Source organism: Streptococcus caballi DSM 19004 (assembly GCF_000379985.1).
Taxonomy (GTDB): Bacteria; Bacillota; Bacilli; order Lactobacillales; family Streptococcaceae; genus Streptococcus; species Streptococcus caballi.
The window spans coordinates 108,056-123,642 of sequence record NZ_KB904063.1 but is presented as its reverse complement, the minus strand read 5'-3'; the positions used below and the strand labels follow the sequence as shown (position 1 = coordinate 123,642).

The window sequence follows — 15,587 nt, the reverse complement described above, 5'->3', positions numbered from 1 at the left end:
AAAAGACCAAGATATACACAGCTGAGTGTGCAAACCTGTACTGGAGAGGCAATACTTCTAAAGAACAAAAAAGCCCACGCATCTCGCGTGAGCATCGCCCAGTTATCAATCTGTCCAAACAGCCTTCTCTAAACTAAAGGCTGCCCAGGATTTTGGCCAGCTAGCATAGGAAGCAATGTGGGCAAAGGTTGCTGAGATTTCATCTTTGGTCACACCATTGTTCTTGGCATTTTGAAAATGATAGACAAGCGAACTATCTGTGAAGGATGACACAGTCAAGATTGTCACAGTCAGAAGATAGCGTATCCCCATCAATGCTAGCGGAGACTATACTTTCATCTTAAAGAAGCTGACTTTCTCTTCCGAAGATAGCAACTTCATCTTCAAACCACTCTTCCCCGATGTCTTTTCCGAGATTTACCTCATTGGCGCAAATATGTCCCCCTTAGCCAGTCCGCCAAAATCTTTCTAGACCTCGTCAGGAAATATCTTCCAGGAGAAAATATATAAAAAAAGAAGCTGAATCATCACATTCAGCTTCTTTTTTTATATAGTACTAACCAAGAACGTCAAAATGGGAACAACCAGCATGGTCAAAAGCGTAGTCTCAGTCACCATGACTGCAGCGTAATCAGTATCCACATCATACATCCTAGCAATAATCGGAGCATTGGTCATGACTGGCATGGCAGATTGGATGATAAAAACCTCTTTCATGAGATGGGGAAGATTGGCCTGCCAGACAATTAGCGTCATCAATAGCGGAGAGATGACAAAGCGTCCGAATAGAATCAACATATGGTCTTTTTTTAGAGCTAATTGACTAAGCCCAGCCCTTGACACTGTAAGTCCGATGAAAAGCATGGACAGCGGAATGGTTAAATTACCAATATATTGTAAATCGCTCATGAGGAAATCGGGAAGTTTGACCTTAAACACAACCAAGAGAACTCCCAAAATGAAGCCCAACAAAGGTGGTGAAAATATTTTTCTCAAACTAGAACGCCAATCAATGTTGGCCGTTTTCTGACCATCTTTCTGAATCAGATAAGTCCCGATAGTCCAAAAGAAGGTGGTATTGCACATATAATAAACTAAAACATAAGGAATACTCTTGTCGCCAAAAAGCGCTTGATTGATAGGCAAACCGACAAAAACCGTGTTAGAATTGAAAAACATAGAAATAAAGAGACCGCGATGTTTCCTATCCACGGCAAAAAGTTGCGCTGTCGCAGCAGCAATCCCCAGCAAAATAACCATGGACAAGGCTGGAAAGTGCAGTTGCGGCAGCATTTCCAATAATTCCTTGGCTGAAAATCTCGCCATGATAGTATAAATCATGTAAGCAGGCAAAGCCAACTGAGTGACTAACTTAGTCATCAAGGACGCTGCTTGCTCATCAAACCAGCCACGTTCATTAAGCCAGTAACCGATAGCAATCATCACTAAAATAATCAATACTCCTGAAATACTATGTAAAAATACAGCCATTTTCTCTCGTTCTAAATAGAAAAGAAGTTGGGAAACCAGCCTCAACTCCTTCACTTTTCATTAAATATTTGCCCAAACAGATTCTAAGATATTAGTTTGGTCACGGTCTGGTCCGACCGAGAAGGTCGAAATGCGGACACCAACCAATTCACCGACGCGGCGAACATAGTTGCGAGCATTTTCAGGAAGTTCATCTAAGCTGCGGACCCCTGTGATATCTTCTGACCAGCCTGGCAACTCTTCGTAAATTGGTTTACAACGTTTAAGCTGCTCCAAGCTTGCTGGGTAGTGGTCAATGCGTTCACCATCAAGGTCATAAGCCACACAGATTTTCACCGTGTCAAGTCCTGACAAAACGTCGATAGAGTTAAGTGACAAATTTGTAATACCCGATACGCGACGGCTGTGGCGCATAACAACTGAATCAAACCAGCCCACACGACGCGGACGGCCAGTTGTTGTACCGTATTCATGACCAACTTCTCGAATAGTATGACCAACTTCATCAAAGAGTTCTGTTGGGAATGGACCATCACCCACACGGCTCGTATAGGCTTTACATACCCCCACAACCTTATTGATTTTACTTGGACCAACGCCAGAACCAATAGTTACACCACCAGCAACTGGATTTGAAGAGGTAACAAATGGATAAGTTCCTTGATCAATATCAAGCATGACACCTTGTGCACCTTCAAAGAGCACACGTTTGCCAGCATCAAGCGCATCATTAAGAATAACTGATGTATCTGTCACGTAATTCTTGATTTGTTGACCATACTCATAGTATTCTTCAAAAATATCATCAAATTGTAGTGGCCGACATTCGTACATCTTTTCAAAAAGACGATTTTTCTCTGCCAGATTCACTTTCAAACGTTCCGCAAAGATTTCTTTGTCAAGAAGGTCGGCGATACGGATGCCAACACGCGCAGCCTTGTCCATGTAAGCTGGACCGATACCCTTATTAGTTGTACCAATTTTATTATCGCCCTTGGCAGCTTCCTGCAAGGAATCCAACTTAATATGATAAGGCAGGATAACATGCGCGCGATCTGAAATACGAAGACTATCAGTCGCAATGCCTTCTTTATGAAGGTAGTCCAACTCGGTCACCAAAGATTTGGGATTTACCACCACACCATTTCCAATGACAGAAATTTTTTCTGGGAAGAAAATGCCTGATGGAATCAAGTGCAGTTTGAATTTTTTACCATCAATAACAATCGTGTGACCAGCATTGTCACCACCTTGGTAACGCGCAATCACCTCTGCATCCTGACTCAAAAAGTCAGTAATCTTACCCTTACCTTCGTCCCCCCATTGGGTACCAACAACTACTACTGATGTCATATGTTTACGATACGGACCCTGAAAATAGCAGAGTCTCCACCTTTCTTGAAAAACGACACGGCAGGAATTTCACCCGCAAGTTTTGTCTTACAATTCATTATATGAAATTTCATCCCTTTTTTCAATGACTGAAAGCGACTTCTGCTATAAATTAATTCAAAAATTCTGGTAAGCCGTAGCCAAAAATTGCATTTTAATCCGCTTTCCCCTAGAATAAAGGTATCTTTTTTAAGCGAGGTAAGCTATGTCACTTAACCAACTATTACAACAAGCACCGTCAACCCTCCCCATTCTCCAAGCTACTTTTGGCTTAGAGAGAGAAAGTTTGCGTATCCATAAATCAGGCAAGGTTGCCCAAACAGCACATCCTAACGTTTTAGGTAGCCGCAATTTTCACCCCTACATCCAAACCGACTACAGCGAGCCACAGATGGAGCTCATCACACCTGTGGCTTCATCAACGAAGGAAGCCCTGCGATTTTTAGGCGCTATCACAGACGTGGCTGGACGTTCTCTAAATAAAGACGAGTATTTATGGCCTCTCTCCATGCCTCCAAAAATCACTGAGGATGAGATTCAAATTGCCAAGCTTGAAAATACTTTTGAACGCCATTACCGCCAGCATTTATCTGACACCTATGGCAAGCTGCTACAGTCTATGTCGGGTATCCACTATAATATGGAGTTGGGTAAGGACTTGATTACTCAGCTATTTGCAGAGAGCGGATACGATTCCATGGTTAATTTCAGAAATGACCTTTATCTCAAACTGGCACAAAACTTCCTGCGTTTCCGTTGGCTTCTGACTTACCTTTATGGGGCTTCGCCAATAGCAGAGCAGGGCTTCCTTGAGTATCCTCTTGATAAACCTGTTCGTTCCCTGCGTAATAGCTCTTCTCATGGCTATGTCAATCACGATGAGGTCAAGGTATCTTATGAAAGTCTAGAGCAATACATTGTTGACATTGAGAACTGTGTTGCCGATAAACGCCTCATTGCCGAGAAGGAATTTTACTCTGCTGTTCGTCTGCGTGGCAGCAAGCACAACCGCGATTATCTGAAACAAGGCATCACTTATCTAGAGTTTCGCTGTTTTGACCTCAATCCCTTTGATAACAAGGGCATCACTCAGGAAACCCTAGATACTGTCCATCTCTTTACACTAGCTTTACTATGGATTGACAGTGTTGACAAAATAGACGAATCTATTAGCCAAGCCAACAATCTTAATGAAGTCATAGCTACCAGCCATCCTTTGGACACATTACCCGAGCAAGCACCGTTTGGCACTATTCTGTCAAGCATGCAAGAGGTCGTCAATCACTTCCAGCTACCAGACTACTACCAGAGCTTGATAGACAAGGTGAAAGAGCAGGTTGACAAACCTGATTTGACTATCGGAGGGCGTTTGTTCAAGGAAATCAATCAACTTTCTTTAGAAGTTTTTGGTCAAAAACAAGGGCAAGCCTTTCAGGCCTATGCCTGGCAAGCACCCTATGCACTCAAAGGTTATGAGACTATGGAACTATCTACCCAGATGCTGCTTTTTGATGTCATTCAAAAGGGTGTCAACTTTGACATTTTGGATGAGAGTGACCAATTTCTCAAGCTCTGGCATGGTAATCATGTTGAGTACGTAAAGAATGGCAACATGACTTCAAAAGATAATTACATCATTCCGCTGGCCATGGCTAACAAGGTTGTGACTAAGAAAATCTTGGATGCCGCTGGCTTCCCGGTACCCGCGGGAGCAGAATTTGATAATAAAGATGAGGCGCTCCGCTATTTCTCCCAAATCCAAAAGAAAGCCATCGTTGTCAAACCCAAATCAACTAACTTTGGGCTAGGTATCTCTATTTTCAAGGAACCCACTAACCTAGAAGCCTATGAAAAAGCTCTAGATATAGCCTTTTCCGAAGACCAATCACTACTGGTGGAAGAATTCATTGACGGAACGGAATACCGTTTCTTTATCCTAGATGGTAAATGCGAAGCTGTCCTCCTGCGCGTTGCTGCTAATGTGGTTGGTGATGGCAAACATAGCATCCGTGAATTGATAGACATCAAAAACGCCAATCCGTTACGGGGACGCAACCACCGTTCGCCGCTGGAAATTATTGACCTAGGTGACATTGAGCTGCTCATGTTGGAACAACAAGGCTATCAGCCAGACGATATTCTTCCTGATGGTATCAAGGTGGATTTACGCCGCAATTCCAACATCTCAACGGGTGGAGACTCTATTGATGTGACTAACAACATGGATACCTCTTATAAGCAGTTAGCGGCTAATATGGCCAAAGCCATGGGCGCCTGGGCTTGCGGAGTGGATTTAATTATCCCTGATGCCAAGCAGGTGTCAAATAAAGAAAACCCCAATGCTACTTGTATTGAGCTGAACTTCAACCCTTCCATGTATATGCACACTTACTGCGAGTCTGGGCCTGGTCAAGCCATCACACCAAAGATTTTAGCCAAACTCTTCCCAGAAGTGCATGAATAATCCAAATCGTCTAATAGTTTATTAGATGATTTTTCTATTTTAAGACGTTAAATCCTTGTCACAAGCTGGGCATTTGCGATAAAATAGTAACGATACGATAATGAAATAGAAGTGAGAAAATTTATGGCATACTATCGTCCACCAAGGCGAGGCAATCTTTTGGGAACTATCATTGGAGTTATTATTGTCATCTCCGTCCTGGGTTCTCTCTTGGGTGCCCTGCTTCCTTTTTTGGTTATGGGAGCTATCGGATATGGTGTTTATTATTTGGCAACGAGACAAAGTCGTCTAGACAAAGTCAACACGGCTCAGCGTTTACAGGACTTGAAAGATACGATCCAGCAGGCAGACCGTCAAGTCAAGCTCTTGGATGCTTATCTAGATGACAAGGATTATACTCAATATTCTGTGGTTGCGCGCCAGCTATTACCCAAAATCCAAGATATCCAAAGCGAAGCGGGAGCTCTCAAAGATAAGATGGATCTCAACATTTACAAACGAGTCACTCGTAAAGCTATTCAAGTGGAAGAGGACATCAAGCTGCAACTGGAAAAGCTAGACATTATCCCTTCGACCGCCCCTGCCTCCGATGAAGAGAAGGATATCCTCAAGCGTGCCCCTGAACTAAACCAAGTTTACACCAATATCCAACGCGACCACGCTGCTATCATAGATAAAATTGAGGGGATGGACAATAAAGCCGAGCTGACTGCCCTCCACCAAGCTAACATGCATCGTTTCGAGGACATCTTGGCCGGTTACCTCAAGATTAAGGAGTCACCAAAAGATTTCTATAATGCGGAGGAGCGCCTTTCCCAAGCCAAGGCTGCGCTAGAAAAATTTGATTTGGACTTGGATGAAACCCTGCGTCAACTTAATGAAAGTGATCTGAAAGACTTTGATGTCAGCCTTCGCATGATGAATGCTAAACACAAGGACTATGCTCAGGACACGGATGCCTCAGATATTTATTAACCTATATTTTTTGGAGAAAGGAAAAGTGCTCAAGAAAAGTAAAGTTGGACTTTGAGCGCTTAGGAACTAAAACATGGCAGACACATTTAACTTTGACATTGACAAAATTGCTGACAATGCCATCGCAAAAACTGACAAAACAACTGAAATTATCGCCACAACGGATACCTCCTCAACTGGGCAAGTATCCTTCTATGAAAAATTGTCGCCCGAACAACAAGCTGCTATTACAGCCAAGGCGCCAGCCCTTGTGGACACCTTTGTGGCTGACCAAAATGCCCTCTTAGACTTTGGGAGTTCTGCCGTTGAAGAGGTTAACACTACTGTCAATCACATTCTAGCGGAGCAAAAGAAACTGGAAATCCCACAAGTGGATGAACTGCTCAAAAACACCAACCGCGAACTCAACGGTTTCATCACCAAATACAAGGATGCCAAACCAGCTGAATTAGAAAAGAAACCAAACTTCCTACAAAAAATGTTTAAGCAAGGCAAGAGTAGCCTGCAAGAATTCTATTTTGATTCACAAAATATTGAGCAGAAGATGGATGGCATGGCCGCAGCTGTGGTCAAACAAGAAGAGACGCTAGCTCGAAACATCGTCTCTGCTGAAATGTTGATTGAAGACAATACCAAGTCTATCGAAAATCTGGTGGGCGTTATTGCCTTTATCGAAGCTACTCAAACTGAGGGTGCTAACCGCGCCAGCAAATTGCAAAATGAACTGGCTACCCTAGACAGCGCCACTCCTGAATACCAAACCAAGTCTGACGAGCTAGCTCGCATGACTGAAGTCATCAATACTTTGGAGCAACAACACACAGAGTACCTAAGCCGCCTCTATGTGGCTTGGACAACAACGCCGCAAATGCGCAACATGGTCAAGGTTTCCTCGGACATGCGCCAAAAGCTTGGCATGCTGCGCCGCAATACTATTCCAACCATGAAATTGTCCATCGCCCAACTCGGTATTTTACAACAGTCGGTCAAATCTGGTGTGACAGCAGATGCCATTGTCAATGCCAACAATGCTGCGCTACAAATGTTAGCTGAAACCAGCAAGGAAGCTATTCCTCAGCTAGAACGCACAGCCCAAGGCCCAACCATGAACATCAAATCTGTTACAGCCTTAGCTGAAAGTCTAGTGGCTCAAAACAATGGCATCATCGCTGCTATTGATAACGGCCGCAAGCAACGCGCTCAACTGGAGGCCGCTGTTGTTAAATCTGCCGCAACCATCAATGACTCTGTCAAACTCCGTGACGAAAAAATCGTCCTTGCCCTCCTCAACGAAGGCAAGGAAGTCCAAGAAGAGGTTGAACGCCAACGTGAAGATGTGACCGATAGCGCTACATAAAAGATACAAAAAGGCTGGAAGTTTAATCACTTCTAGTCTTTTGTTTTGTCTGAATTTTTCTTGTTCTCTTCCTTGCCCTTATCTGCTCCTTCCTTTTTCTTGGTTCCTCGATTACACCAAGCTCCCCTGTGCCGAAGAGCATCACACTAAAAAATCTGATAGCTACTGAAGGGAAAGTTAAAAGCTTGCTAAAAGAGTTGATTACAACTCATGTCTCAGTTATGCTTTTGCTTGTTAGGGTGAGACTATTTGTAAATAAAAAGGCTACTTTCTTCTTGTCAGTCAGGAGAGTTGAGGCATCATTTGGCTGCTAGCTTTTGAGCGCCAGCTTATTTCCCCTAAAAAAGAGCTTCTGCTAGGCTGCTGGCATGCAAAAAATAGCCAATGTGCTATAATAGTAGCTATGGATAAACTAATTAAATCAATTTCAACATCAGGTTCTTTCCGTGCCTATGTGCTGGATAGCACGGAGACGGTCAGAACTGCTCAAGAAAAGCATCACACTCTTTCTAGCTCAACGGTAGCGCTGGGACGCACCCTTATTGCCAACCAGATTTTGGCTGCCAACCAAAAGGGTGATAGCAAGGTGACCGTCAAGGTCATTGGTGATTCTTCTTTTGGGCACATTATTTCTGTTGGCGACACGCAAGGGCACGTCAAAGGCTACATTCAAAATACTGGCGTGGATGTCAAAAAGACAGCGACGGGCGAAGTTATCGTCGGGCCTTTCATGGGTGCGGGACAATTCGTGGTCATCACCGACTATGGTACTGGCAACCCCTACACTTCCTCAACCCCTTTGGTTTCTGGGGAAATCGGCGAAGATTTAGCCTACTACCTAACCGAGAGCGAGCAAACACCGTCAGCAGTTGGACTTAATGTCCTCCTTGATGAGAATGACAAGGTCAAAGTCGCTGGCGGCTTCATGCTTCAAGTTTTGCCAGGGGCTTCTGAGGAAGAAATCGCCCGCTACGAAAAGCGCATCCAAGAAATGCCAGCCATCTCAACTCTGCTAGAGTCTGACAACCATGTGGAAGCCTTGCTAGAAGCCATCTATGGTGAGGACGACTACAAAGTCTTGTCAGAGGATGAGCTACACTTTGCCTGTGACTGTTCACGCGAACGCTTTGAGGCGGCTCTCATTACTCTGGGCAAAAAAGACTTGCAAGAGATGAAGGACCAAGACCATGGTGCAGAGATTGTCTGCCAATTCTGCGGTAAAACACACCACTTTAACGAAAACGACTTAGAGGAGATGATTCATGAGCAAGCTTAACAGCTCCTTTATGATTGGGAATGTGGAAATTCCCCATCGTACTGTCCTTGCACCCATGGCTGGCGTGACCAATTCGGCCTTCCGCACCATCGCAAAGGAATTTGGCGCTGGTCTGGTAGTTATGGAAATGGTATCTGACAAGGGCATTCAGTATAACAATGAGAAAACCCTGCACATGTTGCACATTGACGAAGGTGAACATCCTGTCTCTATCCAACTCTTCGGCAGCGACGGTGACAGCCTAGCACGCGCGGCTGAATTCATTCAAGCCAACACCAAGGCTGACTTGGTAGACATCAACATGGGCTGCCCTGTCAATAAGATTGTCAAAAACGAGGCTGGTGCTATGTGGCTCAAGGACCCTGAGAAGATTTACTCGGTGGTATTAACCGTCAAGTCTGTCCTAGACATTCCACTAACGGTTAAGATGCGAACAGGCTGGTCGGACTCAACCTTGGCAGTAGAAAATGCCTTAGCTGCTGAGTCAGCTGGCGTTGCTGCGCTAGCCATGCACGGGCGCACACGTGAACAGATGTATACCGGCCACTGCGACCACGAAACCCTAGCCAAGGTTGCCAAGGCTATTACTAAGGTGCCTTTCATCGCTAACGGCGACATCAGAAGCGTCCAAGATGCTCAGTTTATGATTGACCAAGTTGGTGCGGATGCTGTCATGATTGGCCGAGGAGCTCGCAGCAATCCATATATCTTCACTCAAATCAATCATTATTTTGAAACTGGAGAAGTCTTGCCAGATCTTCCCTTTGACAAAATGCTGGGCATCGCAGAAGATCACCTCAAGCGCCTAGTTGACCTCAAAGGCGAGAAGATTGCCGTCCGTGAATTCCGTGGCTTAGCACCTCATTACCTACGAGGCACATCGGGTGCTGCCAAAATCCGCGGAGCCGTTTCCCGCGCCGAAAGCGTGGATGAGGTTGAAAAGATTTTTGCACAACTACATTAAGAAACCTTATAAGGAGGATTATCATGAAAAGTTTTGACGCTTTTAAACGCACCCTGTCAGCCGAAAGCCTGAAGGAAGTTTACAACGAAGCCAAGCAAGAAGTTGGCGAAACAGAACTGGAAGGCTCGGAAGCCTTCTCTATCGCCCTAGCCCAACAAATGGCCGTCAACCTGATTGAGATGTACCATCTCTGGTTGAAAAAAGAGGAAAAATAAAGGAAAAAAGAGAGCAGAAAACTGAGCCCACTGAAAAAACAAGCTCTACAGTTCAACTAAAATGAAAAAGAGGAATCTATCTCATAATTGAGGTAGACTCCTCTTTGCTTTTCCATAGTGTTGCTTCATTAGAGTTTTAATCCTCTTCATATTAACTACAGTGGCAGCTTGTAACTCTATGTTGAAAAGACCTGACGCCCTAGCCACATCAAGACCATGTCTGTGTTTAAGCTCCGCATTTTCGCTTCTATTTTGTAACAATATTTGTCCTTTTCTTTTTCAGAAGGTGTTTCCTGAAACCTCTTCTGAAAAAGATGTTCATCACTTTTAAGGGTTATCGAATAGGTCTTAGACTTAGCCCCTTCTTTATAACAGTCCACTTTTGAAGGGGGCAGGTTTGACAGTGATTAACATCAAAATAGTGGGGGTTCTGAGGATTATATTTCCCTATTGTTCTCCCTGATTTTGTCAATGAAGACAGTTCAATAACGGGGGCTTATGGAGCTAAATCAAGAAAGTATTTGAAGGTCATATCAGAAAAGGAGCGCTCTACCACATCCACATCGGACAACTGATAGATGTCTTTTAATAGGAAGCTCTTGAACATTGTGATAGGGGAGTAGGCACAACGTCCGAAGTCAGAACGATAATTCTTTTCTAGCTCATCATAAATAAAGCTAAAAATTACAGAGTTCCGTTAGCTGCCGTAAAAATGAGTCTTAGGAACGACAATATCATACAGAGTAGAATAAGAACTAACATCTAAAATCAACTGATTATCAAGCATACCATCACCTCATCTTTAGTATAGCAAAACAAGCCATCAAACGATGACCTGTTCAGTGGGCTCAGAAAGCCTGCCCTCTTTAACTATACCTCTTTTTCAAATCAACCATATTATTTTCCAACACTTGGATGTTTTGACTAACTTTGAGGATAACTATGCTACCTTGAATATTGGAAATGACTTGGCGGGCTTGCAGCTGTGCCTGCTCCTCTGACCAGTTAACATGCAGATTTTGCAGTAGTTTAGCCAACCTCTCTATCCACTGGTTCATAAAGTCATTGAGGGGACGACGGAAGTCCTCATCTTCGGTGGACAACTCCACAATCAGGTTGCCAACTGGACAACCATAGAATACCGTTTGGCTTTTATGAAACTGGCAAACCCAGTCAATCATGGCCGAAAATTTATCCGCATCAGCCTTATCTGACTCAAAAATATCCTCAAACAATTCTTTGTGCCAACTCTCTAAAATATCTTGAGTGACAGACAGGCCGATTTCCTTCTTAGATTTGAAATAATAATAAAGCTGCCCCTTACCGACACCAGCTTCTTCCATGATGTCGCTGATGGAAGTGGCCACATAGCCTTTCTGATAAATCAAATCCTTAGCACTTTCTAAAATACGCTCCTTAACACTCATCAGCTCACCTCTCTTTTTTCCTATTATAGCAGATTCAGCGCATGAGACCAAGCTATCAGATCTAGAGAAGCCTATCACTGTTTTGGTGGGCCCATTAATTCTGTCAGCTCTCTGAATGGTAATCAGAAAGCACAGATTGATTGGCAAAGTGAATTGGGAATGTTTACCCCATATTAGTCCGTCAGATTTCCAATTAAAACTGCCGTTTGGAAAATAGTCAAAAGACTTACCAAAGTTGAACGACTCACCTACCTACTCCTTCTAACAGAAGGAGTAGGTTTTTCTATGCTCCTCTGCCATTTTCCTTGAAAAAGCCAAGCATTTTTTATAAAATAGTAAGGCAACTTAGATAGGAGAATTATGTTGATAGTATTAGCAGGAACCATCGGAGCTGGTAAAAGCTCTCTCGCAGCTGCACTTGGCGAACATTTAGGCACAGAAGTTTTTTACGAAGCTGTTGATGACAATCCCGTTTTAGATTTGTATTACCAAGACCCTAAGAAGTACGCTTTTTTGCTGCAAATCTTCTTTTTGAATAAACGATTCCAATCTATCAAGGAGGCCTACAAGGCTGACAATAACATCCTTGACCGTTCGATTTTTGAAGATGAGCTTTTCCTGACGCTTAACTATAAAAATGGCAATGTAACCAAGACCGAGCTAGATATTTACAAAGAACTTTTGGCTAACATGCTGGAAGAATTAGACGGTATGCCAAAAAAAGCGCCAGATCTCTTGATTTACATCGATGTTTCTTTTGAAAAAATGCTGGAGCGTATTCGCAAGCGCGGGCGTAGCTTTGAACAGATTACTGACAATCCTGAACTCTACGAATATTACCAACAAGTCCACGGAGAATACCCAGCTTGGTATGACAATTATGATGTCTCACCAAAAATTCGCATTGACGGTGATAAACTGGACTTTGTCAACAATGTTGAAGATCTGCAACATGTCTTTGATATGGTTGATCGCGAATTAGAAAAACTTAGATTGATATAAAATACAAAACTCGCACCATTGATGCGAGTTTTTCGTTTAGACAATATCAAATTTTAATTTATCCTTGCTCAAGCCGATTTTCAATGTTTGACCCGTAGAGAGAGAGCCAGAAAGAATGAGCTCAGAGAGTTTGTCTTCCACCTGAGTTTGAATGGTACGGCGGAGTGGACGGGCACCCATTTCAATATCATAACCATCCATCGCCAAATGTTTAAGAGCAGACGGTTGGAACTTGAGAGTAATGCCTTTTTCAGCAAGAGTGGCAATCAACGGCTGAACCATGATTTTCACAACTTCACGCATATTGTCCCCAGTCAAACTATGGAAGACCACTTTTTCATCAATACGGTTGATGAATTCTGGACGGTAAGTTTTTTTGAGTTCTTCCAAAATGCGTTTTTGCATGGCTTCATAATCATGAGCTGCATCACGCGCACCAAAACCGACTGTTTTTTCATCACGCAAAGCGGTTGCTCCAAGGTTAGATGTCATGATGATGATAGTATTTGAAAAATCAACCTTACGGCCACGACTGTCTGTCAAAACTCCGTCGTCAAGCACCTGCAAGAGAACATTGAAAATATCAGGGTGGGCTTTTTCAACCTCATCAAAGAGGAGAACAGAGTAAGGTTTATTACGAACTTTTTCTGTCAACTCGCCACCTTCTTCGTAGCCAACATAGCCTGGAGGAGCTCCATTAAGACGGGATGCGGCGAATTTTTCCATATACTCAGACATGTCAAAGCGGATAAGAGCTGATTCATCGTCAAAGAGAACTTCTGCCAAAGCCTTGGCAAGTTCGGTCTTACCAACACCTGTTGGACCAAGGAACATAAAGGAACCAATTGGGCGCTTGCCAGTGCGGATCCCTGATTGATTGCGGCGAATGGCACGACTGATCGCCGACACAGCATCATCTTGACCAATGACACGCTTGTGCAATTCCTTTTCCAGATTCAAATACTTCTTGCTATCAGCCTGCGTCAATTTCTCAACTGGTATACCAGACAACCTGCTGAGGGTCGCCATGATGTCGTCTTCAGTAACAGGAGTTGGTCTACGTTTAGCTGCTGTGCGTGATTTCTTCAGCAATTTGGACACTTTGGCAAAGTCACCATCAAGGATAGCTTCATCTGCTGGTGTCAAATAAGCTGGCGCAGATTTCTTGACCAAACCTTGCACTGTTGCACTGGCTTCATCTAAGAGATCAATAGCAGAATCCGGCAAATTTTTGCTAGTCAAATAGCGATGCGCAGCCTTGACAGCGGTTAGAACAGCAACATCAGAAATGCTGACATTATGATAATCTTCATAGGATTTTTTAAGTCCCAGCAGAATTTGATACGCATCTTCAACACTTGGCTCTTCAATCAATATCTTAGCAAAACGACGAGACAGCGCAGCATCTTTTTCAATATGCTTTTGATACTCCTCTTGAGTCGTTGCCCCAACCATGTGCAAAGTACCGCGTGAGAGGGCTGGTTTGAGAATATTAGCCGCATCTAGCGTGCTATCAATCCCAGAACCAGAGCCCATAATCGTGTGTAGCTCATCAATGAAGAGAATGATATGTCCATCAGCCTCAATATCATCAATAATCTGATTCATGCGCTCCTCAAAATCTCCACGGAAACGTGTCCCAGCAACCACGCTCATCATATCCAACTCCAGAACTTTCATATCTTGAAGTTCATAAGGAATAGAGCCGTTAGCAATGCGTTGGGCGAGACCATAAGCTAGTGCGGTTTTTCCGACACCCGCATCCCCAACCAAAACAGGATTGTTCTTGGTTTTTCGGCTGAGCACCTGCACCATACGAGTAATCTCTTTTTCACGACCAATAACAGGTTCCAACTTACCTTGGCGAGCTAATTCTGTCAAATCACGGGTGAAGTCAGAAAGTTCCCCAGCCGTTGTCGGTGGCTTCATCATGTCGGAGAAAGTTCCGCCTGTTTTAGACTTTTTAGGTTTGCGCAAATCATGAACTGCTTTGAGGTTTTCCTTAGTAAAACCAGCATTACGTTCAAGCGCCTTACGCAAGTCAAGTAAGCGCGGTGCTTGAGATTCACCATCATCCTTAACCTTGAAACCAGCCATTTCTAAAATGCGAGTAGCTAATAAATCAAGATTTAGGAGCATAGCCAGTAAAACATGCTCTGTACCAATCTCTTTAGCACCTGTCACTTGGGCAATAGCCTCAGCGAATTGTAAAGTCGCTTGAAGAGCCTTGGATTGCTCTAAAAATTGAACGTAGGTCACACGATCCTTGGGCGACTTGTCCAAGGCTAGAATCGTTGCACCTTCGTACTCCTCTATGGGAATGCTTGGCTCGTACTCTGCAAAAGTCAGACCTGCAATGGAGTCATGGACGCCCACCATGGCCAAGAGAACATGCCAACTCTCTAAATAAAGGCTATCATAGCGCGCTGCCTCAAACTGAGCAAGCCTGAAAACCTCCTGCATTTTAAATGAATAATCGCTCATAGATGAAATCCTTTTCTATCTAACCTTTGTAAAATTTTTCGAAGCATGCGTGCACGAATGGCGGGTGCATCTTCTCCCAGTACCTCGTCAGAGGCTGTTGCTAAAATCAGATTGCCCTCGCGCTCGCTGATAATCTTTTCATCAAAAAGCAGTTGAATCAAATCTGTAAAAACCTGCTCACTGATGCACTCACCGATGTGTCCCATCATATTACCGAACAACTGATGCTGATCTGAAAAATTAACCTTAGCGATGCGGATATAACCACCTCCGCCACGCTTGCTCTCAACCACATATCCTCGGCTTTCAGTAAAACGCGTCTTAATCACATAATTGATCTGGCTGGGCACAACTTGAAAGGTATCCGCTAGGTTGGAACGCTTGATTTCAGCAATCCCAGACTGGGCTAATAGTTGCTTGATATATTCTTCAATACTATCAGATGTATTCTTAATGGCCATAGCTTACTCCTTTCCTAGCTTTTTGACTATAACTGACTATTATTATATCAGAATTTGATATTTTTTAAAACGAAAACAC

At 43.6% G+C, this 15,587-nt stretch carries 12 protein-coding genes and 2 pseudogenes; 7 read left to right on the top strand and 7 right to left on the bottom strand.

The window, feature by feature from the left end; genetic code table 11:
- Positions 1-105: 105 nt before the first annotated feature.
- The 3 genes and pseudogenes from A3GS_RS11325 to A3GS_RS0101825 all read right to left on the bottom strand — a co-directional run.
- Positions 106-303, bottom strand: a pseudogene (locus tag A3GS_RS11325) (carboxymuconolactone decarboxylase family protein); the annotation flags it as partial.
- 243 nt (positions 304-546) lie between these two features.
- Positions 547-1,491: an AEC family transporter gene (locus tag A3GS_RS0101830; RefSeq protein ID WP_018363720.1), complete on the bottom strand. Its 945-nt coding sequence runs from the start codon at positions 1,489-1,491 to the stop codon at positions 547-549.
- A gap of 60 nt (positions 1,492-1,551) precedes the next feature.
- Complete coding sequence (locus tag A3GS_RS0101825; protein WP_018363719.1) at positions 1,552-2,844, bottom strand: adenylosuccinate synthase; 1,293 nt, start codon at positions 2,842-2,844, stop codon at positions 1,552-1,554.
- 244 nt (positions 2,845-3,088) lie between these two features.
- On the opposite strand from A3GS_RS0101825, the gene gshAB reads away from it, so the two are divergent.
- The 6 genes from gshAB (at position 3,089) to A3GS_RS0101795 (ending at position 10,134) form a co-directional block, all read left to right on the top strand.
- On the top strand, positions 3,089-5,347 hold the full coding sequence (gene gshAB, locus A3GS_RS0101820; protein ID WP_018363718.1) for a bifunctional glutamate--cysteine ligase GshA/glutathione synthetase GshB: 2,259 nt from the start codon (positions 3,089-3,091) through the stop codon (positions 5,345-5,347).
- 123 nt (positions 5,348-5,470) lie between these two features.
- Positions 5,471-6,322 (top strand): hypothetical protein, encoded by an 852-nt coding sequence (locus A3GS_RS0101815; protein ID WP_018363717.1) that lies wholly within the window; start codon positions 5,471-5,473, stop codon positions 6,320-6,322.
- Positions 6,323-6,395: 73 nt separating this feature from the next.
- Entirely contained in the window at positions 6,396-7,679 is a 1,284-nt protein-coding gene (locus A3GS_RS0101810; RefSeq protein ID WP_018363716.1) for a toxic anion resistance protein, read from the top strand.
- Positions 7,680-8,082: 403 nt separating this feature from the next.
- Positions 8,083-8,955, top strand: a complete 873-nt coding sequence (hslO, locus tag A3GS_RS0101805) for an Hsp33 family molecular chaperone HslO (RefSeq protein ID WP_018363715.1) — start codon at positions 8,083-8,085, stop codon at positions 8,953-8,955.
- Complete coding sequence (dusB, locus tag A3GS_RS0101800; protein ID WP_018363714.1) at positions 8,942-9,919, top strand: tRNA dihydrouridine synthase DusB; 978 nt, start codon at positions 8,942-8,944, stop codon at positions 9,917-9,919. The genes hslO and dusB overlap by 14 nt, the downstream gene beginning before the upstream one ends.
- 23 nt (positions 9,920-9,942) lie before the next feature.
- On the top strand, positions 9,943-10,134 hold the full coding sequence (locus A3GS_RS0101795; RefSeq protein ID WP_018363713.1) for a hypothetical protein: 192 nt from the start codon (positions 9,943-9,945) through the stop codon (positions 10,132-10,134).
- A gap of 499 nt (positions 10,135-10,633) precedes the next feature.
- Here A3GS_RS0101795 and A3GS_RS13270 read toward each other — a convergent pair.
- Both A3GS_RS13270 and A3GS_RS0101785 read right to left on the bottom strand, forming a co-directional pair.
- Positions 10,634-10,921 (bottom strand): annotated as a pseudogene (locus A3GS_RS13270) (transposase); the annotation flags it as partial.
- Between the two features lie 79 nt (positions 10,922-11,000).
- The gene (locus A3GS_RS0101785) at positions 11,001-11,561 is read right to left on the bottom strand and encodes a TetR/AcrR family transcriptional regulator (protein ID WP_018363711.1); all 561 of its coding nucleotides are present in this window, start codon (positions 11,559-11,561) and stop codon (positions 11,001-11,003) included.
- Positions 11,562-11,921: 360 nt separating this feature from the next.
- Between A3GS_RS0101785 and A3GS_RS0101780 the strand changes: the two genes are divergently transcribed.
- Positions 11,922-12,563 carry a deoxynucleoside kinase gene (locus tag A3GS_RS0101780; protein WP_018363710.1) on the top strand — a complete coding sequence of 214 codons (642 nt, stop codon included), beginning with the start codon at positions 11,922-11,924 and terminating at the stop codon, positions 12,561-12,563.
- Between the two features lie 36 nt (positions 12,564-12,599).
- Here the strand turns inward: A3GS_RS0101780 and A3GS_RS0101775 are convergent, their stop codons facing one another.
- Positions 12,600-15,047 (bottom strand): ATP-dependent Clp protease ATP-binding subunit, encoded by a 2,448-nt coding sequence (locus A3GS_RS0101775; protein ID WP_018363709.1) that lies wholly within the window; start codon positions 15,045-15,047, stop codon positions 12,600-12,602.
- Positions 15,044-15,508: a CtsR family transcriptional regulator gene (locus A3GS_RS0101770; RefSeq protein ID WP_018363708.1), complete on the bottom strand. Its 465-nt coding sequence runs from the start codon at positions 15,506-15,508 to the stop codon at positions 15,044-15,046. Before A3GS_RS0101770 ends, A3GS_RS0101775 begins: the two co-directional genes overlap by 4 nt.
- Positions 15,509-15,587: the final 79 nt, after the last annotated feature.

Excerpts from the sequence above, each read along its gene's own strand:
- gshAB (WP_018363718.1), top strand. The coding sequence starts at position 3,089 with ATGTCACTTAACCAACTATTACAACAAGCACCGTCAACCCTCCCCATT.
- A3GS_RS0101780 (WP_018363710.1), top strand. The coding sequence starts at position 11,922 with ATGTTGATAGTATTAGCAGGAACCATCGGAGCTGGTAAAAGCTCTCTC.
- A3GS_RS0101770 (WP_018363708.1), bottom strand. The coding sequence starts at position 15,508 with ATGGCCATTAAGAATACATCTGATAGTATTGAAGAATATATCAAGCAA.
- A3GS_RS0101775 (WP_018363709.1), bottom strand. The coding sequence starts at position 15,047 with ATGAGCGATTATTCATTTAAAATGCAGGAGGTTTTCAGGCTTGCTCAG.
- A3GS_RS0101795 (WP_018363713.1), top strand. The coding sequence starts at position 9,943 with ATGAAAAGTTTTGACGCTTTTAAACGCACCCTGTCAGCCGAAAGCCTG.
- hslO (WP_018363715.1), top strand. The coding sequence starts at position 8,083 with ATGGATAAACTAATTAAATCAATTTCAACATCAGGTTCTTTCCGTGCC.
- A3GS_RS0101785 (WP_018363711.1), bottom strand. The coding sequence starts at position 11,561 with ATGAGTGTTAAGGAGCGTATTTTAGAAAGTGCTAAGGATTTGATTTAT.
- dusB (WP_018363714.1), top strand. The coding sequence starts at position 8,942 with ATGAGCAAGCTTAACAGCTCCTTTATGATTGGGAATGTGGAAATTCCC.
- A3GS_RS0101815 (WP_018363717.1), top strand. The coding sequence starts at position 5,471 with ATGGCATACTATCGTCCACCAAGGCGAGGCAATCTTTTGGGAACTATC.
- A3GS_RS0101825 (WP_018363719.1), bottom strand. The coding sequence starts at position 2,844 with ATGACATCAGTAGTAGTTGTTGGTACCCAATGGGGGGACGAAGGTAAG.
- A3GS_RS0101810 (WP_018363716.1), top strand. The coding sequence starts at position 6,396 with ATGGCAGACACATTTAACTTTGACATTGACAAAATTGCTGACAATGCC.
- A3GS_RS0101830 (WP_018363720.1), bottom strand. The coding sequence starts at position 1,491 with ATGGCTGTATTTTTACATAGTATTTCAGGAGTATTGATTATTTTAGTG.